The following is a 20,249-nucleotide window of genomic DNA, read 5'->3' on the forward strand; positions in this document are numbered from 1 at the left end:
TGTGATTTCAGGAGTCGCACATTTTATGGATTTGTATTTTTGCGGGATATTTATAGATAAAAATGGCTTATATAAAGTGTTTTTATCTAATTTATAATCCTGATATAGGATTATTTATTTTCATAAGCGCCCGGCAGCACGCCGGGCGCGACGCGTGTTAACCCGCTTTGCTGACGATTTTGATTTCAACCATGCCGATCCCGAGCTCGCGCGGTGAGTGCCCAAGGATATTCCCCTCGTTCGTGGACTGCGGGTCCGGCGGCACGATCACCAGGGTATTGCTGCGCGAAGGATTCTCAAAATGCAGCGTCTGCGTGCTCACGTCGTTCCCGAGCGTCAGCGTCTGCTCCCGATCGCCCACGCGCACGGGTACGGGCTTGTTAGCGTTAGGGCCATACGCTCTGGCAGTGATCACCAGGTCGAACTGTTCCGGCAGGGGATGGGTGTATTCAATTTTCACCTCGTTGCCCAGCTGCGCGTTTGACCAGCGTCCCCAGGACTCAGGACGCGAGATGCCGCTAAACTGCTTCACTTCCTCGGGTGCGCCGGCCACGTTAAAGATAAAGCTGTCCGCTTTGTAGCGAATATCGTTATCGCTGACTTTCAGCATGTCGATGTTGTGCTGATAGCGCGCGGTATCAATCACCGTATCGTTGAACGCGGTTTTGCCTTTCCACTGGGCTTTATCCACGTGCTGCACGGTTTGCTCCCCGCCGAGCTGACCCTGAGAGACGCACCAGTCGGTAGAAAGCGCCAGCGGCTGCGACCAGAGCTGGCCCATTTTGTAACACCTGTCGACCCAGACAAAATTATCGCGTGGCGCAAAATCGGCCAGCTGATAGCGCAGCGGCGCGGAGTACTCGCTTTCCGGCAGCGGCTCGACGCGACCCTCCGACACGCGCACCAGCAGCGGCAGACGGAAGCTGCTGCCCGAGAAGGCAATCGTGTTTTTATCCCGATCGACGGTGAAGTCTTTCATCTCTTTCGGGAAGTTCCACAGGCGGATAATGTCTGGCTTCCAGGCGAGGATTTTATCCTTCATGTTGAGGAACACTTCCGACAGGGATTGTCCCGACAGCGTGCTGCGGCCCAGGCCAATAAAGTTGTCGCCGCCCAGAATGTCCAGCACGGTTGCGCCGTTATCCATGGAGTTGCGTTTGGTGGCAATTACCTCCTGCTGCGGCTGGTCGCCGCGCAGGACAAAGAACAGGTTGCTGCGGTCCTGCTTGTTGAGCCGATCCCAGGCGCTGTTTTTCATCGCCAGATGGTCAGACGAAACGACGATGACAGTGTTTTTAAACCAGGGCGAGGCTTTGATTTTCTCGACCAGCGCGGCAATGTGCTCCTGACTGCAGGTGACGGCGCTGAAGGACTTGTTGTTTTTGCCGTCCACGTCGTAGCTTTTGCGTTTGCAGCTGCGCGAGACGAACCCGTCCGGATGGTGGGTATCCACCGTCAGCGCAAAGAGGGAGAAACGCTTGCCCGCGCGGGAAAGCTCCTCGAATTTCTTCCAGGTTTCGTCGAGTACCGTATCGTCATAGAAGCCCCAGTCGTTGCGGTAGCTCGGATCGGCAACCGTCGTTTTTAACTCTTCTGAGCCATACAGGTGGTCAAAACCGTGGGATTTCAGGAACACGTCTTTTCCGGCAAAGCGCAGGTTTGCCCCCTGCACAAAATAGTTTTCGTAGCCGGAGTTTTTCAGGATATCGCCGAGGCAAATATTCTGTGGGAAGAACGTCGACATTGAGGCTGAGGCGTTACCTTCAAAAGGCGCGAACAGCGGGATACCGCACTGGGAGGCAACCATACCGGCAATCGTATAATCCGTGCCGGGCAGCTGCATGGTGTGGCTGAAATCGAGACCTTCATTTTTCAGCGCGCCCAGGTCCGGCGTCAGGTTGGGGAAGGCATCGTTATCAAAGTACGTGCGCTCCAGGCTTTCACCGTAGATGTAGACCAGATTGAGCTTCGGGCTGGCGATCGTTTTGGACGGTTCTTTGTAGTAAGCCGCGAAATCCGGATCGCCGTCGCGAGACTGGGATTTCACCAGCTCGGTGATCTGATGGAACGCCGGGCTGGCGTCGACGGAGGCCAGCGCCAGGAACAACGCCAGCAGGCTATAGCCATGATGGTGCGGGTGATGGCGACGTCGGCGCAGCACCCAGGCCAGCGCGCCAAAAATCGTCACCAGCGCGGCGATAAGGCCTAGCCCCGGAAGAATGTATTTGCCCACGCCCGCGCCCGTCAGGCTGTTCGTCAGCGTGTAGAGCACCGCATCGTTAATACCGTCACCGGTAAAATAGTCGCTGGCGTATAAGGTAATGTTTAAAATAATAAAAATGCCGAGTACTACCAGCGTGGCGATAAACCACCAGGTGTGACGGCCGGCTTTCCAGGCGTAAACGCCGACAGAAGCCAGAAAAAGGATAAGAGACATGAATTCTGACAACAGCATATCCTCATGACGCCAGGTGCTTCGCTGGCTAACTGTTTATTTTTTGGGTCATACAATGTAATTGCGATGTCGTTAAGCTGCAATTTTAGTGTCACGAAAGTGTGCTGTTGTTAGGATTTGGTTTAGAAAATCGTTTTTATGAAGAAGGTCGCATCCTGACAAACGGACGCTGAGACGGTGGCAACCAGGAAAAACGCTCGTTTAGCGCCGCGTTGCAAGACTATCGCATTAAACGCGGCGTGTTGTGGCAGAAAAAGGGGTGGATCAGGAGATGAAATTAACGCCTTGTTTCAGCACCAGATCGCAGGCTTTGGTTTTCACCTGTTTTGCCAGAGAAGAGTTGCCGAGGGTGCTCAGGTTTAGCTGCTGCCCGTTTTGCGCGTTAAGCAGGCCCTGAATGCCGTCCATATAGTTGGTGTCCGCTTTCTGCTCCTGAGTATCCAGACCCAGTTTACCCAGCACCTGGTTTTTCACGTTTTGCGCGTCGGTCACGGAGGCCAGCTTTTGCTTCGCGCAATATTCCAGAATCCCCGCCGCGTTGTTCATCGTGCCCGCGCTGAGGCTCTGAGAGCTGCTGCCCAGCAGGCTGGTGAGGGAAGAGGCGGAGAGTCCACCCTGAGAGCTGCTGCTCTCTTTGGTCAGCTCATTTGCCGCGCTTGACAGGGACTCCTGCCAGGACGCCGCTTGCGCTGCGCCGCTCACCAGCAGCGCGCCTAAAAAGGTGCTGATTAGAATCTGTTTTTTCATCTTGGCTCTCTCAAAAAGGTCCGTTTTGGGCCGAAGGGGTTCCAGTATATACCTATGCCCTGGCGGCGATTCCTGGAACTGTCTTAATACTCTTTGCCGGTAACGCGGCTGCGGTAACTTTCCCAGTCGAAGATGACATAAAGACTATTACCCAGCTTCATGCGGTCCATGACGCGTTCACCCAGTAAGCGGGTCATCTCGTCGATATTGTGGTTCGTCAGCATGCCGGTGGGGCGCTTGGACGAGGAGCGGCGGTCGACAATCTGGTTGATGATCACTTTTTCATAGCGGGATTCTGTCTGAACGCCAATCTCGTCGATGACCAGTAAATCAACATTGCTCAGATCGTTGAGCAATTGCTCTTCGCTGGTTTCGCGGTTGCTGAAGGTATCTTTCATCGCGGACATGATATCGGCCACGGTGATGATAAGAACCGATTTACCCCGCAGAAGCAGCTCGTTGCAGATAGCGGCTGCAAGGTGGTTTTTTCCGGTGCCCGGCTTGCCGCTAAAGATGAAGCTGGCGATATTGCCGTCGAATTCATCCACGTACTGACGGGCGGCGGCAAGGGCGTTCATCTGCCCGCTGGTCTCGATTTTATAGTTATCGAACGAGCAGTTCTGGTGCAGGGGACGTATACCGGAGCGGTTAAAGGTGCGCTGCATTTTCATCGCCCGGTTTTCCCGGGCGAGCGCGGCGGCGCGGATCTCACCTTGCTCTTTTTGCCACGCCAGAAGCTCTTCACCCGTGGTAAACGCGGGCTTCACGTTGGCAGGCATCATTTTTTGCAGACGTTTCATCAGGTCGCCGACGTTCTTCATTTCGCACCTCGGAATCCGCTGGGGATCTGTTTATCCGGTTCGGAAAACGCGTTGATATCGCGTTTGGGCTGGCCGTTGTTGCCGGCGCGGGTAATTTGAAGATGACGCGCGAGCTTTTGCTGCCATTGAATATGGGTGAAGACTTTCCCTTCCGCCTGCCACCAGGCGGTAAACGCGGCGAGCTCTTCCGCGGTGGCCGGCTGGGTTAGCGCAATGCCCCACAGCGCGGCCTGCCGCTGAAAATCCGCATCCGGCTGCCAGCCCGCGTACAGGGCAAATTTTCCCATCGGAACGGTCACGGGGACGTTAACCGGTTCATCAAAGAACTGGTTATCCAGCGTAATATCGCTCGCCGGGCGTGACAGTTGCGCTTCAATCTCCAGAAGCTGCGCCAGGCGTTCCGGCGTGATTGCGTAGAACGCTGGCGCGTTGTCGGCAAAAACCGCAACCGTGCCGCCTTCGGCATGGGTCAACACACCGCGTGGGTCGCGCATAAAGGCATCAATGCCAGCAATGCTGGTGGTCAGAATTCTGGAGGACATAACGCTTACTCTACTGATTACTACGGGCGTGATATGGGCTTATGGTAGCACAGAGAGAGGAAAGGGAAGGAGGGGATTTCCCCGGTGGCGCTGCGCTTACCGGGGCTACAGTCATAGACCTGATAAGCGCAGCACCATCAGGCATTTATCACGCGATGATATTCAAGGTCACGTCGATGTTGCCGCGGGTCGCGTTAGAGTACGGGCAAACAATGTGCGCCGCATCGACCAGCTTTTTAGCTTCCGCGGGATCCATACCCTCAACGTGGATGTTCAGTTTTGCCTCGATACCAAAACCGGTTGGCAGCGGTCCAATACCCACTTCGCCTTCAATAAAGGCATCTTTTGGCAGGGTGAATTTGTCGCGTGCGGCCACGAACTTCATCGCGCCCAGGAAGCAGGCAGAGTAGCCCGCAGCAAACAGCTGCTCAGGGTTAGTTACTTCTCCGCCCATGCCGCCCATCTCTTTTGGCACGCCCAGTTTTACGTCCAGTACGCCATCGGAAGATGTCGCGCGACCGTCACGGCCACCGGTTGCTTTTGCTTTGGCGGTATAAACAACTTTTTCTAAAGACATGGCAGATTCCTCATCTTGCTTTAATGTGTGCTATTAAATAGCGTGCGATATATATGGGTGATAATCACGCATAAAGTATAGCTTTACGCGCGGTGTAGCTGTTGTCGCAAAAGTTCGAGTTGCTGTTTGAGCGCCAGCAAAGTGTCGGTATCACACTGCGCCGCGCAACCCACCGCATGGGGAATACCCAATGCCTGCTGCTGTAGTTCACGTCCCGCTTCACTCAGGGTGACGGCGACCTGACGTTCGTCTTTGCGTGAACGATGACGGTTGATTAACCCGGCACTTTCCAGCCGCTTCAAAAGCGGCGTCAGGGTCGCAGAGTCCAGAAACAGGCGTTCGCCGATGTCCGACACCGTGACGTCATCCTGCTCCCACAGCACCAGCATTACCAGATATTGCGGGTAAGTCAGGTTCAGCGGTGCCAGCAGTTGCCGGTACAGCTTGTTAAGCGCCAGATTTGCCGAATAAAGGGCAAAGCAGAGCTGGTTATCCAGCTTGAGCGCAGCGGTTGCGTCGTTCGTTTTCGCGTTCATGAAATGAATATAGGTAGTGTGCGATTTAATTGCAAGCAATTTTATGGGCAGGTGTAGCGGAGCGCCACCTGAACGGCCATTTTGCGGTAGTGCTGGCGCTGAGCCTGTTCGTCCGCCCCGTCTTCAAACAGCAGCGTGAAGGTGTAACTGTTGGCAACGTAGTGAAAGCTGAAGCTGCTTATCAGGCGGTGAAGATCGCGGGCGTCAACCGTCTGGCTGAAGAGCTGCTTTTCTTTGCCCCGGTGCAGGATGCTCTCCAGCAGGTCGAGCGCGCTACGGTTGACCTGGCGAAGATAGCTCGACTGCTGCATAAAGCGGCCCCGCTGCATGTTTTCCATGCAGATAATCCGGATGTAGTCCGGGTGGTCGGCATGATAGTCAAAGGTGGCTTCAACCAGATTGACCAGCGCTTCGACGGGGGGCATTCCCGCCAGGCTTAGCGCTTTTTCACTGGCGCGAATCTGGGTGTAAACATGTTCCAGAACCAGGAGATAGAGATTCTCTTTATTCTTAAAATGGTAAACCACCATGCGTTTGGTGGTACCCGCTTTCTCCGCGATCTGCTCCATGCGGGCACCGTTCAATCCATACTCGGCAAAAAGCGCGATGGCGCTCTGAAAAATTTTCTCTTTCAGGCTGGATTCTTCGCTGTGCTCGGGGTGTTCGCTGCCAGGGTTAGCCACATCCTTTCCTTATTTTCACCAAACGGACCAGAAGGATTATCTCCATGGCAGCGAAATAACACAAATATCAAACGCGTGGGCGTTTGCGGTACAGCCACAGCCCGGGGATCGACAGCCCTATGGAGAGCGCGCCGACGATGGACGAGGCCTTAAGAAAGTTGCTCAGGAGGAGGATCATCTGCGGCTCAGTGTAGCCAAAATGGCTGATTTTCACCGCGGAAATCATCGCCGTATACGCAGATATGCCCGGGAACATCGGGATCACGGCGGCGACGGTGAACACCTTGGGATGCGCCAGATACCAGCGCGACCACTGGATGCCGATACTGCCAACCAGCATGGAGGCCATAAATGTCGACCATTCGATGTTAAATCCTGCGGTCATCATCACCATTCGCGAGCCATGACCAATCGCGCCCAGCAGCGCACACCACCGCAGAGCGCGTTGCGGAACGTTAAACACCATCGCAAAGCCGACGGCAGGAATGGCGGCCAGAAGCATGTCCTGTGCCAGCGCCAGCAGAAAATCTATCACGCCCATCCGCGTAACCCCCAGAGCGTCATGGCCATCACTACGCCGATGCAGGTCGCCAGCGTCAGCAGGCTGGCAATAGCCCAGCGTGCCAGACCGGTATTGATGTGTCCTTTAAACATGTCGGCAACGGCGTTGATCAACGGAAAGCCCGGAACAAGCAGAAGCACGCTGGCGGCCATGGCAATCGTCGGGGTAGTGGCAAACTGCGGCAGGCGCAGCAGCAGGCCGGAAACCGTGGTGGCGACAAACGCGGTAATGCAGAAGTTAATTTGCGGATGCAGCTGCCGGTGCGTCAGCAGCTGGCGAACATACATGGCGATACTGCTGGCAAAAAAGGTGACGATCGCGCCGTCCCAGCCGCCTTTATTGAGCTTACAAAAGCAGGCGCAAGACAGCCCTACCATCACCACGACAAGCCAGCGCGGATAACGTAATGGCTTAATTTGGCTGAACCGTTTTTCAATCTCACGAAGATCGAGAAGCTTATGTTCAGCAAGGATGACGATGTGCTGCACTTCGGTTACGACGTGCATGTTAATGCCGCGGTCATGGTTTTTGCGGGTGGAGGTCAGGCACTGTCCGTCTTTGATCGTGGTCAGCACGATGGCGTTGGATGAAATAGCGCTTTCAACGCTATCCATACCCAGCGCCAGTCCCAGCCGGGTGGAAAGCTCCTCAACCAGCGCGCTTTCCGCGCCGTGCTGGAGCAGAAAAAGACCGCACTGAATACATAGCCGCGTGATAGCACGCTGCGTTGACCGATCTGCCTGCATGTATTGTCCTGAAGAAGGTGGAAAGTTGCCGGTTGGCCCATAGCGATTATTTTTAGCACAAAGTGCAGTGCCTCTTGCTGTGGGTCAGATCAAGGTTTATGCAAACAGTTGCTGCCCTTAAGTGCGGAAGGGGTTGGGATTAATTCATCATTTTGGTGAATTATTAATATTAAAATATAAGTTATTTATATTTAGTTATTCTAATTTTATATTGTAGTTATTTTAATGACACTGCAATTAAAATTAATTTCGCTTTGTGAGATATTACTGCTGTTTAGGCATTTCTTAAACTAAGAATACATCTCATCTTCTGCTTGTATTAACCTGCTTTACACTCAGGGACGAAAAATACTCATACGTTGATGCGTTTTAACGTTACTCATCAAATGAAGAATGGACACGGAGGGTCTATGTTGTCTTTGCACGGTAAGCATAGCGTTATCATTAGCCGGATACCGGTCATGCAAAACGGGTTAGGGGGCGTGATGACTCGCCATTTCCCCGATTTTGAATTGACCTATTGCAGCTCATTGCAGGAGTTAACGCTGCTCCAGCTACGCCGCGCTGACGTCATCATTGCCGATATTTCAGGCGAATACTGGAATCCTCGGGGCGCGCTCGAAGAGTATTTCAGTTTATTGAATCAATACCGGAACATTCACTGGATCTTTTTAGTTTCGCGTCCGCTTAACCCTATTGCCGTTGAGTTACTTGTGCGCCCGGAAAGTACGTTGCTTTCTGATATTGAACCCATTGAAGGGCTGGTTAACGCTATTCGGGCAGGTAGCGAACGCGCAGAGCGGGTAAGCCAGGCGTTGCTAACCCCGGAACCTCAAAGTATGGGGGAAGAAGACGAACAGGTTATCGCGCTCACGCACTCCGAACGCAAAGTATTGCGGCTGTTAGGTAAAGGATGGGGGATTAACCAAATCGCCACATTGCTCAAGAAGAGCAATAAAACCGTCAGTGCGCAGAAAAACAGTGCGATGCGACGGCTGTCATTACGCAGTAATGCCGATATGTACGCCTGGATAAACAGTACACAGGGAATGCGAGAGCTGAGTTTGATGTCAGCCTATGGAGAGTTCGAGGAATGGAAAAAACCGATTCAACAAGACATATCGCCATCGTCGAAAATTGCACGATGAGTGCTGTTGGGCTAAAGCATCTTTTTGCGACGCCCGGCCTGAATCATTATCAGCTGCATCTGTTTAGTGAGTTTGACAGCTTTAAGAAAGCACTTCAGCACATCAATTTTTTCTCGCTGATCTATTCATATTCCGATGCGCGAGAAGAGCGTCGTAGCTGCCTGGCGCACCTGCGGGATTTTGCGTTTACGCATGGCCATATCCAGCGCATTATCCTGGTCGCTGATGAGATGGAAGCAAGATTAATTAGTCATCTTTCCCCGTCACGCCTTCACGGTGTGGTCAGCAAATCGCTGACGCTTGAGCGCCTGCAGAATGAACTCATGGTATTGCTGAGTGAAACCCTGCGCATCAATGACAATATGATGAATCACTGGTACCGGAGTCAAAGCAGAATGTTAAGCCCAACGGAACGGGCAATATTGCGTTATATGTCTTGCGGCTATTCCATTCCTCAAATCGCGGCACAGCTTGAACGCAATATTAAGACCATCCGGGCGCATAAGTTTAATGCGATGGTGAAGTTGGGGGTAAACTCTGACGTAGGGCTACTCGATGCGGCGGATATTATTACCCACCTTTCTGCAAGAGAACCGCGAAGTTCGGTACTCAGCAAGCCGACCTTTTTATAACCTGCCTGTTGCGCGCCAGAAAGGATCTGGCGCATCAATCAGATGCAAACATCAACCCATTTTGCGGACGTCAGCTCTGCCATTCTGTCAGGTGAGATACGAACGGCACTATGAATTGCGCCTGCGGCGGGCAGGACTTCGGCGTACTGCTTTAATGAAATATCGCAGTAAACCGCGAGCGGGTTTTCCAGGCCGAACGGGCATACGCCGCCAACGGGATGACCGGTGATGGTCACCACTTCATCACTGCTGAGCATGCGCGCTTTTGCACCAAACGTGTCTTTCAGCTTTTTGTTATCCAGGCGCGCATCGCCTTTCGCTACCACCAGAATCACCTCATTTTTCACCTTTAATGACAAGGTTTTGGCGATTTGTCCCGGTTCAACACGATGGGCGGCAGCAGCCAACGCAACGGTAGCGGTACTCTGACTAAGTTCAATAACGTCTATATCCGGCGCGTTGTCGGCAAAAAACTGCTGTACAGACTGCAAACTCATTGTTTCCTCCTGACAAATATCCTGCGTAATCTGTCATAAGAATTTATGCTCTGTAAATATCTCTTCAGTAACAAATATCCCGAACGGCTAATTTCTGGATCCTCTTCACAATCACGGAAACCGGTTACAGTAACCGGTTGCAGAGCGTGATGCGTCGATTAATACTGAGTACGTAACGTCCCCTGTACCCAATAATAAGAGCAAATTATGAAACCATTCCGTCTGAGCAGTACCCCTGGTCCACAAGCCAGCAAGGTTGTGAAGGTGATTTATGGAACAACGTGCGGCGCAAATGTGCCCGTAACAAACGTCTGACAGGAGATCTGCCATGTCTGCCAACCATGCTGCGTTTAACCTGATATTCCGTTTTGTTGAAAATTACGTCAGCCCGATTGCCGGGCGGATCTCTTCCCAGCGTCATGTCATGGCTATCCGTGATGGGTTTATCTCCGCGATGCCATTTATGATTGTGGGTTCATTTTTGTTAGTGTTCGCATACCCGCCGTTTTCGCCGGATACCACCTGGGGTTTCGCCAGAGCCTGGCTGGATATGGCGAAGCAGTTTGAAGGCCAGATCCTGACGCCGTTTGATATGACGATGGGCATTATGTCCATTTATATTTGTGCGGCCATTGCCTACAACCTTGGCAAACACTATGTCAAATCGCACCAGTTAGACCCGTTTATGTGCGCCATGCTGTCGCTGATGGCATTTCTGCTGGTCGCGGCACCGAAAACCAAAGGCACGCTGCCAGTCGACAGCCTGGGTGGGACGGGCATTTTTACCGCGATTCTGGTGGCGATCTACTGCGTTGAGATGATGCGTTTCCTCAAGGCGCATAACATCGGTATTCGTCTGCCAGACCAGGTACCTCCGATGATCAAGAACTCTTTTGATCTGCTTATCCCGGTGCTGGTGGTGGTGTTGACGCTCTATCCTCTGAGCCTGCTCATTCAGTCTCAGTTCGGTATGCTGATCCCGCAGGCCATTATGTCGGTCTTTAAACCTCTGGTTTCCGCAGCGGATTCCCTGCCTGCGATCCTGCTGGCCGTGTTGATTGGCCATCTGCTGTGGTTCGCTGGGATCCACGGCGCCGCCATCGTCTCCGGGATGCTGCAGATGTTCTGGCTGACCAACCTGGGTGCGAACCAGACCGCGCTGGCCGCCAGCCAGCCTCTCCCGCATATTTTTATGGAGGCGTTCTGGACGTTCTTTATCGTGATTGGCGGGTCGGGCGCCACGATGGGGCTGGTGATTTGCTATCTGCGTAGCCGTTCAGCGCATTTACGCTCTATCGGGCGTTTGAGCGTGGTACCCAGCTTCTTTAACATCAACGAACCCGTCATTTTTGGTACGCCAATTGTGATGAACCCGGTGTTCTTTATTCCGTTCCTGCTGGCACCGATGGTAAATGCAGTGCTGGCCTGGGCGGCGATGACGTTTGACCTGATTGGCCGCGTCATCTCAGTGGTCCCCTGGACGGCACCGGCGCCAATAGGCGCAGCGTGGGCTCTGGGCTGGGATTTCCGCGCGGCTATTCTGGTTGTGGTTCTGGCCTGCGTATCGGCAATCATCTACTTCCCGTTCTTCAAAGTGTACGAGAAACAGCTGCTGGAGCAGGAAGCGGAAGAGGCACAGCGTAACGCGGAAGAGGACAATCAGCAGGTGGCTTAGCTAAAAGCAAAACGGCAACTCAGGTTGCCGTTTTTAGGGTTTGTTCCCTGTCCCTGTGGGTGAGGGCATCAGGCCGGGGCCGACTACTTCAGCGTGCAATCCCCGCACTGCTTAACATCCGGCAGGCGGTAGCGCTGGCAGCAGGTGCGGCGAACCAGAAGCCCATCACGGAGCACGACGGTACGGAATAACGGGTTGTCGCGGCCATCGGAAAGCTGTTTTGCAAAGAAACAGGACTGACGCAGGGCATCAACGTTCTCATCACCAAGCAGAGGCTTCATTTCCGTTAAATACCAGTGGATTAAATAGCCCGTATTGCTCCAGATAAGCTTCGCGTTAATCTCTCCCGTCGCTTCAAGCGCTTCCACCACCGGGATCAGGGCCTGAGTGATAAGCCGCTCCATACGTTCCTGAGCCGTCAGGCGTTCCGCGTTCTGGTCTTCGTGCAGATCAATCCAGAAACAGGCTGCGCGCCCGGTTTCGTGAAATTCGACGTGGAAATTATCCGGCGAGAGTTCCAGCATGCTCTTCTGGGTTAACAGCGCCAGCATGAGGGGAGGCACCATCAGCCCGATATACCACTGCGCCCAAAGAGAGAGCAGTGGTTTATTTTCCCGCGTAAGAGTGGGCTGATTGCGATAGATATGGTCGGAATAGGTGGCCAATAGCGACTGCAGTTTTGTTGGTTTACGCCACTCTGAGAGCGTCATGGCGTGGTTCGGGTGCGCTTCATCAAGGCGGATAAAGTCCAGCAGGTGGGCGCGCGTTTCTGCAATCTTATCCCGTATGGCATCCGCAAGCGAAGCATTCCCGCTGGTGAGGGGCGCTCGCCAGAGGAGGGGTTCGACGATGTGTGCGGTATGCGTAGCCATAGTATAGATAGAAATCTAAATGATAATGATTGCCAATCCTAACTATTGCTCATACCAATGGCAAGACTTTTGTCCGGGTGACACCGCCGTGATGTTTACGCCGTCTGCAGCTCTTCACTCAACAGAATGTTATTGCGCCCCATATGCTTTGCTTCGTAGAGGGCTTTGTCCGCTTTTTCCAGCGCGCCTTCCACGTCTTCATCCTCGAAAATGGCAATACCAATGCTGATGGTGACGTTTGTCGCGACACTCTCGTTAAATAGATGCGGGATTTTCAAATCGTAGACTTTCTGACGGATCCGCTCGGCCGTCTGGCGGGCATGTTCGAGAGAAATATTGGTCAGCAGCACCATAAACTCTTCTCCGCCAAAACGCGCCACAATATCGCGAGAACGCACGGCGTCGCGGATTGCCGCAGAGACGCGCTTAAGCGCCTGGTCGCCCATCATATGGCCATAATGATCGTTATAGGCTTTAAAGTGGTCGATATCCATCAGCAGAACAAAGTGCTCGCCATTTTCTACCGTCGGCAGGTTCTCCAGACGGCTTTGCAGACCGCGACGATTATAGAGGCCGGTAAGCGGGTCCATCATGCTGAGATCGGTAAGGGTTTCTCGCTCTTCCAACAGGCGTGAGAGCAATTCCTGAGCGAAACGATCGTTACGCGTTTGCAAAATGTTATGAATAGCAATTGCCACCACAGGAAGTGCGAAAGAATAGGTCATTCTCAGCCATATATCGTGATCGCTTAACCACAGGCAGGCAATAAAGGTGGGCAATGAGTGCAGCGTAAATGCTTTGATATTACTGGCGAATGCCAGCGTTCCGATAAAAAGCACCGTTAATAGGGCGATTAACAAATATGTCGCGTGGTCGTGGGTAATTAAGGCGAATTTAGACACAATTTGCGAGGCCCACAAAATACCGAAGATCCCTGAAACAACGGGAATATTTATCTTCCGCGCGCGCTTTCTCCAGTGCCAGATGAACAGGCCGGTGCTGATGGAGAAAATAGCAATAAGTGGGGCAGATAACAGGCGTACAGAATTGAGCGGATTTGTTACCGAGAACACTGCCGAGGTTGCGTTCAGAAATAAAAATAAACGTAACGACAATTGATATTTTCTGTGAACCAAAGACCGCCAGGATTGTGATGTCATAGTCGTGCGTTTTTATTAAAATTTAATTAAAACAAATAAGTAGGTGCCGTTTCGCAATAAAACATGCAAAAAACTCAAAGAGTAATTATCAGAAAATCTTTAGATGTTGTTAACAGGTGTGCAATTTATCACCTTAGGCAATTCCTGTCATTACGGGAAAGGTAAAGGTCGATGGATTTTGATTCATTCAGCTGACAAATGATAATGTGTGTCATATGATACTGGTTATCATTATCGTTGTGGGAGGGCAGATCATGTTGAACAGGGCGCTTGGCAGTGGTTGGGGGGTATTGCTACCGGGAGCCATTCTCGGCGGGTTGATGTTTGCCGATCTCTCCCTTGATACCTGGAAAGCGATCATCGTGTCAGGACTGTTAGTCACGTCAGGCATGATCTGGCATAAGCAGCTGCGCCACTTTGTTTTACTGCCATCATGCGTAGCACTGGTCAGTGGAATTCTGGTGATACTGATGAGTTTGAAATAACAGGGAAAACAAGAGGAACTTCAGAAGGGATGTAAGATAATTGGTGCGAGGGGGGGGACTCGAACCCCCACATCCTAAGGACACTAACACCTGAAGCTAGCGCGTCTACCAATTCCGCCACCTTCGCACAGTCATCTTACTATTGTTGATATCGCCTCGTTGGTGCGAGGGGGGGGACTCGAACCCCCACATCCGTAAGGACACTAACACCTGAAGCTAGCGCGTCTACCAATTCCGCCACCTTCGCCCAGTGCGAGCAATATCATTGTGATTTATGGTGCGAGGGGGGGGACTCGAACCCCCACATCCGTAAGGACACTAACACCTGAAGCTAGCGCGTCTACCAATTCCGCCACCTTCGCATACCATCGATACTGTAAAAGTATCGTAACCACGGAGGCGCATTCTAGATGTTTTCAGCTTTACGTCAACAGAAAAGTGCGCGCTACGCCTTGATTGCTGCAAAAATGGCCGATGCAGGCGCCATGCGGAGCCGGATGGCGCTTGCGCTTATCCGGCCTGCTGGAGTGGAGATTACTTTTTGGCCTGGCGCGTCATGACGGTACGGTAGACCTTAAAGCGGCCGGTCTGCGCGATCACTTCGTGGAAGCCGAAGGTTTCGTCCAGCACTTTCGGGTACGCCAGGAAGGCGTTCGCGACAATACGCAGCTCGCCGCCGCTGTTAAGGTGACGGGTTGCGCCACGGATCAGCGTTTGTGCCGCTTCAAGGCTGGTCTCCATGCCGTCGTGGAACGGCGGGTTGGAGATAATCATGTCGAAGCGACCGGTGACGTTGGAGAAGACGTTGCTGGCAATCACCTCGCCTTCAATGCCGTTTGCGGCAAGCGTTGCGCGGCTGGCTTCTACCGCCGGGGCGCTCACGTCACACAGGGTTAAGCGCACTTTTGGTGAATGGCTGGCGAGCACGGTAGAGAGCACGCCCGCGCCGCAGCCCACGTCCAGCACTTTGCCTTTGGTGTGCGGCGTCAGGGTGGAGAGCAGCAGCTTGCTGCCCGTATCCAGCGCGTCACGGCTGAACACGCCCGGCAGGGTTTTGATGGTCAGGCCGTCAAGCTGGTACTCGTCCCAGTAAGCCTGTGGATCGAACGTTGTCTGTTTTTCCAGACGGCCATGGTACAGACCACAGCGGCGTGCGCTGTCGACTTTATTCAGCGGCGCGTAGCCTTCCAGCATCTGTTCAGCGCTACGCACGCCGCTGCGGTTCTCACCCACAATGAAAATATCGCAGCCGACCGGCAGCAGGGAGAGCAGGTTCATCAGCTGGAACTGGGCTTCCGGCTTGTTCTTCGGCCAGTAGTAGATCAGCGTATCGCAGTCGGCGATATCGCTCTGCTCCGCCACCAGGCTAAAGCGCGCGCGCTCGCCCATCTGGCGGCTCAGCACCTGCCAGTGGTGGTAGTATTGGGTGTGGGCACGGCTTTCAGCACAGTCGAAACGCGTAGGCAGGTCATCCTGCATATCTCCGGCAAACAGAATACGGCTTTCTTCGAAATCATCACTGTGACGCAGCAAGACTTCACTTGCCGGGGTAAATGCAGACATGAATTGTTCCTCAATAAACTCAGGCGGGGATTATAGTAGGTAGATGGCGCACTTTCGACACATTTGCTATATTTGCGCGCCTGAGAGACAGGAGTTTTCCCTATGACATCCCGACGAGACTGGCAGTTGCAGCAGCTGGGCATTACCCAGTGGGCTTTGCGTCGCCCGACGGCGTTGCAGGGCGAAATCGCCATTTCCATCCCTGCGCACGTACGCCTGGTGATGGTGGCGGAAGAACTGCCTGCCCTGAATGAACCCCTGATCGATGATGTCCTTCGCAGCCTGAAGATGACGGCCGACCAGGTTTTACAGCTGACGCCAGAGCGTGTCGCGATGCTTCCTCCTGATAGCCGCTGTAACAGCTGGCGTATCGGAGAAACAAACGAGATCCCCCTCCAGGGGAGCCAGATCTGCACGCCAGCGCTGGACGAACTGAAAGCCAACCCAAAAGCGCGCAGCGCGCTATGGCAACAAATCTGCGAATATGAACACGATTTCTTCCCTCACGACGCCTGACCTGACCACTGCGTTTGCGATTGAAACACGCGCCCACGCGTTTCCGTGGAGCGAAAAAAACTTCGCCAGCAATCAGGGCGAACGGTATCTGAACTTCCGTCTGGACGTTGACGGCACCATGGCCGCCTTCGCGATCACGCAGGTTGTTCTTGATGAAGCGACGCTGTTTAATATTGCGGTTGATCCCGCGTTTCAGCGCCGTGGGCTGGGAAGAGAACTGCTCGAGCACCTCATTCGCGAGCTCGAAACCCGTGACGTTTTCACCCTGTGGCTGGAGGTGCGCGCGTCGAATGTCGCCGCCATCGCGCTCTATGAAAGCTTAGGCTTTAACGAGGCGACAATCCGCCGTAACTACTACCCCACCGCAGAGGGACGTGAAGACGCCATCATAATGGCTCTGCCGATTGGATAACGAATATAAGGTTGTAACGATGAAATGGGACTGGATTTTCTTTGATGCCGACGAAACGCTGTTTACGTTCGATTCGTTCGGCGGCCTGCAGCGGATGTTTCTCGACTATAGCGTGACCTTCACCGCTGAAGACTTTCAGGACTATCAGGCGGTAAACAAGCCGCTGTGGGTGGATTACCAGAACGGTGCCATCACCGCGTTACAACTTCAGCACCAGCGCTTTGACGTCTGGGCGGAACGCTTAAAGGTCAGTCCGGGGACGCTGAATGATGCCTTCCTGAACGCGATGGCGGATATCTGTGCGCCACTGCCGGGTGCGGTTTCCCTGCTGAATGCGTTGAAAGGCAAGGTGAAACTGGGGATCATCACCAACGGTTTTACCGCCCTGCAGCAGATCCGCCTCGAGCGCACCGGCCTGCGCGATCATTTCGACGCGCTGGTGATCTCGGAAGAGGTTGGCGTGCCGAAGCCGGATCCGCGAATTTTCGACTACGCGCTGGCGCAGGCCGGAAATCCCGACCGCGATCGCGTCCTGATGGTGGGTGATACAGCAGAGTCAGATATTCTGGGCGGCATGAAGGCCGGTCTGTCGACCGTCTGGCTCAACGCGCATGGCCGCGTGAAGCCTGAAGGCATCGAGCCGACCTGGACCGTGACGTCGTTGAACGAACTGGAGCAACTCCTGTGTAAACAATGATTGCCTGCCCCCCATTGATGGGTAAAATAGCCGCAATTTTGTATTCCATGATGCGTGGCGTGCTGCCGCGCTTATAAAAGAAGATTTAATTATGACGTTGTCTCCTTATCTGCAAGAGGTGGCCAAGCGCCGCACTTTTGCCATTATCTCGCACCCGGATGCCGGTAAAACGACCATCACTGAGAAGGTGTTGCTGTTCGGACAGGCGATCCAGACTGCGGGTACCGTTAAAGGCCGTGGCTCCAGCCAGCATGCAAAATCCGACTGGATGGAGATGGAAAAGCAGCGTGGTATTTCGATTACCACCTCCGTGATGCAGTTCCCGTATCACGACTGCCTGGTGAACCTGCTGGATACCCCGGGCCACGAAGACTTCTCCGAAGATACCTACCGTACCCTGACGGCGGTGGACTGCTGTCTGATGGTGATCGACGCCGCCAAAGGTGTAGAAGACAGGACCCGCAAGCTGATGGAAGTCACCCGTCTGCGCGATACGCCGATCCTCACCTTCATGAACAAACTTGACCGCGACATCCGTGACCCGATGGAAGTGATGGATGAAGTGGAAAGCGAGCTGAAAATCGCCTGTGCGCCCATCACCTGGCCAATTGGCTGCGGTAAGCTGTTCAAAGGGGTGTATCACCTTTATAAAGACGAAACCTATCTGTATCAGACCGGTAAAGGCCACACCATTCAGGAAGTTCGCGTGGTGAAAGGTCTGGATAACCCTGAGCTGGACGTGGCAGTCGGCGAAGAGCTGGCCGCGCAGCTGCGCGACGAGCTGGAGCTGGTCAAAGGCGCGTCTCACGAATTCGACAAAGAGCTGTTCCTGAGCGGCGAAATTACCCCGGTCTTCTTCGGTACCGCACTGGGTAACTTCGGCGTTGACCACATGCTCGACGGCCTGGTGGAGTGGGCGCCGCAGCCGATGCCGCGTAACACCGACACCCGTGAAGTGGAAGCGAAAGAAGAGAAGTTCACCGGCTTCGTGTTTAAAATTCAGGCCAACATGGACCCGAAACACCGCGACCGCGTGGCCTTTATGCGCGTGGTGTCTGGTAAGTATGAAAAGGGCATGAAGCTGCGCCAGGTGCGTACCGGTAAAGACGTGGTGATTTCCGACGCGTTGACCTTTATGGCGGGTGACCGTTCGCACGTTGAAGAGGCGTATCCGGGCGACATCATCGGTCTGCACAACCACGGCACTATTCAGATCGGCGATACGTTCACCCAGGGTGAAATGATGAAGTTCACCGGTATTCCGAACTTCGCACCGGAGCTGTTCCGTCGTATCCGTCTGCGCGATCCGCTGAAGCAGAAACAGCTGCTGAAAGGCCTGGTTCAGCTCTCCGAAGAGGGCGCCGTGCAGGTGTTCCGCCCAATCGCGAACAACGACCTGATCGTTGGCGCGGTCGGCGTGCTGCAGTTCGACGTGGTTGTCGCGCGTCTGAAGAGCGAGTACAACGTGGAAGCGATTTACGAGTCTGTGAACGTCGCGACCGCGCGCTGGGTTGAGTGTTCTGACGTGAAGAAATTCGAAGAATTTAAGCGTAAGAACGAAATTCAGCTGGCGCTGGATGGCGGCGATAACCTGACCTATATCGCGCCAACTATGGTGAACCTGAACCTGACGCAGGAACGTTACCCTGACGTTCAGTTCCGTAAAACCCGCGAGCACTAATCCCCTCTCAGAGCACGGCTCCCGCCGTGCTCTTCTTTAATTCCTGTCTTATTAATCCCTTGCGGAATGTTCTTAATTCAACGCAATTTCACGCTATTCGCGCGTTTTTTACCCAATTCTGAAAGCGGCTCTGTGAGAGTGATCTATATTTAACACAGTGTTTAACACCGGGCGTGGATAAATTAACTGTTCAATGCATGACTTTAGGTTATCCATTTTGCCCGCGTGTTTATTCGCAATATATAAAACTACTAAGGAAGTATGTAGCCCGAATAACGGGTAAACACAGGAATAGATCGATGAATATGACAAGACTGAAGATTTCGAAAACTCTGCTGGCTGTAACCCTGGGTAGCGTTCTGGTGAGCGGTTCCGCTCTGGCGGAAAGCAGCACAATGGATAAAGCCCAGTCCACGGCCGATAGCGCAGGGCAAAAAATCGATAGCTCTATGAATAAAGTCGGCAACTTCATGGACGACAGCTCAATCACAGCAAAAGTGAAAGCCGCACTGGTGGATGATGAATCCATCAAAAGTACCGATATTTCCGTTAAGACCGACAAGAAAGTGGTCACGCTGAGCGGCTTCGTGGAAAGCCAGGCTCAGGCCGAACAGGCGGTGAAAGTCGCGAAGGGCGTTGAAGGCGTTGCGTCCGTCAGCGATAAGCTGCACGTACGTGACGGTAAAAACGCGTCGGTGAAAGGTTATGCCGGTGATGCCGCTACTACCAGCGAAATCAAAGCTAAACTTTTAGCAGATGACATCGTGCCGTCCCGTAAGGTGAAAGTGGAAACCACCGATGGTGTGGTTCAGCTTTCCGGTACGGTAGATTCGCAGGCGCAAAGTGAACGCGCCGAGTCCATCGCGAAAGCGATTGACGGTGTGAAAAGCGTTAAAAACGATCTGAAAACGAAGTAAATCTGGACCATTCGCCCGTCTGGTTAAAACCTGCGGGCGAAATAAGAACGACTCTGGAAAAACGCCGGTGAGTGACCTGAGCGCTCACGTTTAGCGGCCGACATTAACTATGGTAAAGGAGAAGCTTATGTTTCGTTGGGGCATTATATTTCTGGTTATCGCGTTAATTGCCGCCGCATTGGGCTTTGGTGGACTGGCAGGTACAGCGGCATGGGCAGCTAAGATTGTGTTCGTTGTAGGTATTATTCTGTTCCTGGTCAGCCTGTTTACGGGTCGCAGACGTCCGTAGCAAACGCAATATTCCTTCAACAAAATAAAGCCAGTC

At 53.3% G+C, this 20,249-nt stretch carries 23 protein-coding genes and 3 tRNA genes; 10 read left to right on the forward strand and 16 right to left on the reverse strand.

The genetic code is table 11. The features are described 5' to 3' along the window. Positions 1 to 157: 157 nt before the first annotated feature. The 9 genes from opgB to ACMWLG_RS09100 form a co-directional block, all read right to left on the reverse strand. A complete protein-coding gene (gene opgB / locus ACMWLG_RS09060; protein WP_045401132.1) occupies positions 158 to 2,449 on the reverse strand; it encodes a phosphatidylglycerol--membrane-oligosaccharide glycerophosphotransferase in 2,292 nt (763 codons plus the stop codon). Between the two features lie 270 nt (positions 2,450 to 2,719). Next, positions 2,720 to 3,202, reverse strand: a complete 483-nt coding sequence (locus ACMWLG_RS09065; RefSeq protein WP_045400890.1) for a DUF2501 domain-containing protein — start codon at positions 3,200 to 3,202, stop codon at positions 2,720 to 2,722. Positions 3,203 to 3,285: 83 nt separating this feature from the next. Next, positions 3,286 to 4,023 (reverse strand): DNA replication protein DnaC, encoded by a 738-nt coding sequence (dnaC, locus tag ACMWLG_RS09070; protein WP_023310297.1) that lies wholly within the window; start codon positions 4,021 to 4,023, stop codon positions 3,286 to 3,288. Next, positions 4,020 to 4,565: a primosomal protein DnaT gene (dnaT, locus tag ACMWLG_RS09075; RefSeq protein ID WP_029742210.1), complete on the reverse strand. Its 546-nt coding sequence runs from the start codon at positions 4,563 to 4,565 to the stop codon at positions 4,020 to 4,022. Before dnaT ends, dnaC begins: the two co-directional genes overlap by 4 nt. A 148-nt stretch (positions 4,566 to 4,713) precedes the next feature. Next, on the reverse strand, positions 4,714 to 5,142 hold the full coding sequence (locus ACMWLG_RS09080) for an organic hydroperoxide resistance protein (RefSeq protein WP_023310299.1): 429 nt from the start codon (positions 5,140 to 5,142) through the stop codon (positions 4,714 to 4,716). 83 nt (positions 5,143 to 5,225) lie between these two features. Then, complete coding sequence (locus ACMWLG_RS09085) at positions 5,226 to 5,678, reverse strand: MarR family winged helix-turn-helix transcriptional regulator (RefSeq protein WP_023310300.1); 453 nt, start codon at positions 5,676 to 5,678, stop codon at positions 5,226 to 5,228. Positions 5,679 to 5,719: 41 nt separating this feature from the next. Continuing rightward, positions 5,720 to 6,361: a TetR family transcriptional regulator gene (locus ACMWLG_RS09090; RefSeq protein WP_045400893.1), complete on the reverse strand. Its 642-nt coding sequence runs from the start codon at positions 6,359 to 6,361 to the stop codon at positions 5,720 to 5,722. Between the two features lie 67 nt (positions 6,362 to 6,428). Continuing rightward, the gene (locus tag ACMWLG_RS09095) at positions 6,429 to 6,902 is read right to left on the reverse strand and encodes a threonine/serine exporter (RefSeq protein ID WP_023310302.1); all 474 of its coding nucleotides are present in this window, start codon (positions 6,900 to 6,902) and stop codon (positions 6,429 to 6,431) included. Further along, positions 6,893 to 7,669: a threonine/serine ThrE exporter family protein gene (locus ACMWLG_RS09100; protein ID WP_023310303.1), complete on the reverse strand. Its 777-nt coding sequence runs from the start codon at positions 7,667 to 7,669 to the stop codon at positions 6,893 to 6,895. Before ACMWLG_RS09100 ends, ACMWLG_RS09095 begins: the two co-directional genes overlap by 10 nt. Positions 7,670 to 8,079: 410 nt before the next feature. Between ACMWLG_RS09100 and ACMWLG_RS09105 the strand changes: the two genes are divergently transcribed. After that, positions 8,080 to 8,817, forward strand: coding sequence for a helix-turn-helix transcriptional regulator (locus ACMWLG_RS09105; protein ID WP_045400895.1), 738 nt, complete (start codon positions 8,080 to 8,082; stop codon positions 8,815 to 8,817). Continuing rightward, a complete protein-coding gene (gene bglJ / locus ACMWLG_RS09110) occupies positions 8,814 to 9,449 on the forward strand; it encodes a DNA-binding transcriptional activator BglJ (RefSeq protein ID WP_045400897.1) in 636 nt (211 codons plus the stop codon). The genes ACMWLG_RS09105 and bglJ overlap by 4 nt, the downstream gene beginning before the upstream one ends. A gap of 38 nt (positions 9,450 to 9,487) precedes the next feature. On the opposite strand, the gene ACMWLG_RS09115 is transcribed toward bglJ, so the two are convergent. Then, a complete protein-coding gene (locus ACMWLG_RS09115; protein ID WP_008502085.1) occupies positions 9,488 to 9,946 on the reverse strand; it encodes a YbaK/EbsC family protein in 459 nt (152 codons plus the stop codon). Between the two features lie 328 nt (positions 9,947 to 10,274). On the opposite strand from ACMWLG_RS09115, the gene ACMWLG_RS09120 reads away from it, so the two are divergent. Further along, a complete protein-coding gene (locus tag ACMWLG_RS09120) occupies positions 10,275 to 11,621 on the forward strand; it encodes a PTS sugar transporter subunit IIC (RefSeq protein ID WP_023310306.1) in 1,347 nt (448 codons plus the stop codon). A gap of 83 nt (positions 11,622 to 11,704) precedes the next feature. Here the strand turns inward: ACMWLG_RS09120 and fhuF are convergent, their stop codons facing one another. Beyond that, positions 11,705 to 12,493, reverse strand: coding sequence for a siderophore-iron reductase FhuF (gene fhuF, locus ACMWLG_RS09125; protein WP_045400898.1), 789 nt, complete (start codon positions 12,491 to 12,493; stop codon positions 11,705 to 11,707). A 95-nt stretch (positions 12,494 to 12,588) separates the two neighbouring features. Next, positions 12,589 to 13,653 carry a GGDEF domain-containing protein gene (locus ACMWLG_RS09130; protein WP_045400899.1) on the reverse strand — a complete coding sequence of 355 codons (1,065 nt, stop codon included), beginning with the start codon at positions 13,651 to 13,653 and terminating at the stop codon, positions 12,589 to 12,591. A gap of 215 nt (positions 13,654 to 13,868) precedes the next feature. On the opposite strand from ACMWLG_RS09130, the gene ACMWLG_RS09135 reads away from it, so the two are divergent. Next, complete coding sequence (locus ACMWLG_RS09135) at positions 13,869 to 14,138, forward strand: DUF1435 domain-containing protein (protein ID WP_045400900.1); 270 nt, start codon at positions 13,869 to 13,871, stop codon at positions 14,136 to 14,138. A 41-nt stretch (positions 14,139 to 14,179) separates the two neighbouring features. On the opposite strand, the gene ACMWLG_RS09140 is transcribed toward ACMWLG_RS09135, so the two are convergent. The 4 genes from ACMWLG_RS09140 to rsmC form a co-directional block, all read right to left on the reverse strand. Then, positions 14,180 to 14,265, reverse strand: a tRNA-Leu gene (locus ACMWLG_RS09140). A 33-nt stretch (positions 14,266 to 14,298) separates the two neighbouring features. Then, positions 14,299 to 14,385: transfer RNA gene (locus tag ACMWLG_RS09145), tRNA-Leu, on the reverse strand. 28 nt (positions 14,386 to 14,413) lie between these two features. Next, positions 14,414 to 14,500 (reverse strand) — tRNA-Leu (locus ACMWLG_RS09150). Between the two features lie 172 nt (positions 14,501 to 14,672). Continuing rightward, complete coding sequence (gene rsmC / locus ACMWLG_RS09155; protein ID WP_045400903.1) at positions 14,673 to 15,701, reverse strand: 16S rRNA (guanine(1207)-N(2))-methyltransferase RsmC; 1,029 nt, start codon at positions 15,699 to 15,701, stop codon at positions 14,673 to 14,675. A gap of 102 nt (positions 15,702 to 15,803) precedes the next feature. Between rsmC and ACMWLG_RS09160 the strand changes: the two genes are divergently transcribed. The 6 genes from ACMWLG_RS09160 to ACMWLG_RS09185 all read left to right on the forward strand — a co-directional run bounded on the left by ACMWLG_RS09160 (position 15,804) and on the right by ACMWLG_RS09185 (position 20,213). Further along, a complete protein-coding gene (locus tag ACMWLG_RS09160) occupies positions 15,804 to 16,217 on the forward strand; it encodes a DNA polymerase III subunit psi (RefSeq protein WP_029740017.1) in 414 nt (137 codons plus the stop codon). Next, the gene (gene rimI, locus ACMWLG_RS09165) at positions 16,186 to 16,629 is read left to right on the forward strand and encodes a ribosomal protein S18-alanine N-acetyltransferase (RefSeq protein ID WP_045400906.1); all 444 of its coding nucleotides are present in this window, start codon (positions 16,186 to 16,188) and stop codon (positions 16,627 to 16,629) included. The genes ACMWLG_RS09160 and rimI overlap by 32 nt, the downstream gene beginning before the upstream one ends. Positions 16,630 to 16,648: 19 nt before the next feature. Next, complete coding sequence (gene yjjG / locus ACMWLG_RS09170) at positions 16,649 to 17,326, forward strand: pyrimidine 5'-nucleotidase (protein WP_045400908.1); 678 nt, start codon at positions 16,649 to 16,651, stop codon at positions 17,324 to 17,326. 91 nt (positions 17,327 to 17,417) lie between these two features. Further along, positions 17,418 to 19,007 (forward strand): peptide chain release factor 3, encoded by a 1,590-nt coding sequence (prfC, locus tag ACMWLG_RS09175; protein ID WP_045400911.1) that lies wholly within the window; start codon positions 17,418 to 17,420, stop codon positions 19,005 to 19,007. 299 nt (positions 19,008 to 19,306) lie between these two features. After that, positions 19,307 to 19,924, forward strand: coding sequence for a molecular chaperone OsmY (osmY, locus tag ACMWLG_RS09180; protein WP_045355076.1), 618 nt, complete (start codon positions 19,307 to 19,309; stop codon positions 19,922 to 19,924). 127 nt (positions 19,925 to 20,051) lie between these two features. Then, complete coding sequence (locus ACMWLG_RS09185) at positions 20,052 to 20,213, forward strand: DUF1328 domain-containing protein (protein WP_003856556.1); 162 nt, start codon at positions 20,052 to 20,054, stop codon at positions 20,211 to 20,213. Positions 20,214 to 20,249 lie beyond the last annotated feature (36 nt).

The organism is Enterobacter sp. 01-M-02-SI-ECC (genome assembly GCF_047530595.1).
GTDB classification, from domain to species: Bacteria; Pseudomonadota; Gammaproteobacteria; order Enterobacterales; family Enterobacteriaceae; genus Enterobacter; species Enterobacter cloacae_M.

Coding starts and splice junctions, on each gene's coding strand:
- ACMWLG_RS09065 (WP_045400890.1), bottom strand. CDS start 3,202: ATGAAAAAACAGATTCTAATCAGCACCTTTTTAGGCGCGCTGCTGGTG.
- dnaC (WP_023310297.1), bottom strand. CDS start 4,023: ATGAAGAACGTCGGCGACCTGATGAAACGTCTGCAAAAAATGATGCCT.
- dnaT (WP_029742210.1), bottom strand. CDS start 4,565: ATGTCCTCCAGAATTCTGACCACCAGCATTGCTGGCATTGATGCCTTT.
- ACMWLG_RS09080 (WP_023310299.1), bottom strand. CDS start 5,142: ATGTCTTTAGAAAAAGTTGTTTATACCGCCAAAGCAAAAGCAACCGGT.
- ACMWLG_RS09085 (WP_023310300.1), bottom strand. CDS start 5,678: ATGAACGCGAAAACGAACGACGCAACCGCTGCGCTCAAGCTGGATAAC.
- ACMWLG_RS09095 (WP_023310302.1), bottom strand. CDS start 6,902: ATGGGCGTGATAGATTTTCTGCTGGCGCTGGCACAGGACATGCTTCTG.
- ACMWLG_RS09100 (WP_023310303.1), bottom strand. CDS start 7,669: ATGCAGGCAGATCGGTCAACGCAGCGTGCTATCACGCGGCTATGTATT.
- ACMWLG_RS09105 (WP_045400895.1), top strand. CDS start 8,080: ATGTTGTCTTTGCACGGTAAGCATAGCGTTATCATTAGCCGGATACCG.
- bglJ (WP_045400897.1), top strand. CDS start 8,814: ATGAGTGCTGTTGGGCTAAAGCATCTTTTTGCGACGCCCGGCCTGAAT.
- ACMWLG_RS09115 (WP_008502085.1), bottom strand. CDS start 9,946: ATGAGTTTGCAGTCTGTACAGCAGTTTTTTGCCGACAACGCGCCGGAT.
- ACMWLG_RS09120 (WP_023310306.1), top strand. CDS start 10,275: ATGTCTGCCAACCATGCTGCGTTTAACCTGATATTCCGTTTTGTTGAA.
- fhuF (WP_045400898.1), bottom strand. CDS start 12,493: ATGGCTACGCATACCGCACACATCGTCGAACCCCTCCTCTGGCGAGCG.
- ACMWLG_RS09130 (WP_045400899.1), bottom strand. CDS start 13,653: ATGACATCACAATCCTGGCGGTCTTTGGTTCACAGAAAATATCAATTG.
- ACMWLG_RS09135 (WP_045400900.1), top strand. CDS start 13,869: ATGATACTGGTTATCATTATCGTTGTGGGAGGGCAGATCATGTTGAAC.
- rsmC (WP_045400903.1), bottom strand. CDS start 15,701: ATGTCTGCATTTACCCCGGCAAGTGAAGTCTTGCTGCGTCACAGTGAT.
- ACMWLG_RS09160 (WP_029740017.1), top strand. CDS start 15,804: ATGACATCCCGACGAGACTGGCAGTTGCAGCAGCTGGGCATTACCCAG.
- rimI (WP_045400906.1), top strand. CDS start 16,186: ATGAACACGATTTCTTCCCTCACGACGCCTGACCTGACCACTGCGTTT.
- yjjG (WP_045400908.1), top strand. CDS start 16,649: ATGAAATGGGACTGGATTTTCTTTGATGCCGACGAAACGCTGTTTACG.
- prfC (WP_045400911.1), top strand. CDS start 17,418: ATGACGTTGTCTCCTTATCTGCAAGAGGTGGCCAAGCGCCGCACTTTT.
- osmY (WP_045355076.1), top strand. CDS start 19,307: ATGAATATGACAAGACTGAAGATTTCGAAAACTCTGCTGGCTGTAACC.
- ACMWLG_RS09185 (WP_003856556.1), top strand. CDS start 20,052: ATGTTTCGTTGGGGCATTATATTTCTGGTTATCGCGTTAATTGCCGCC.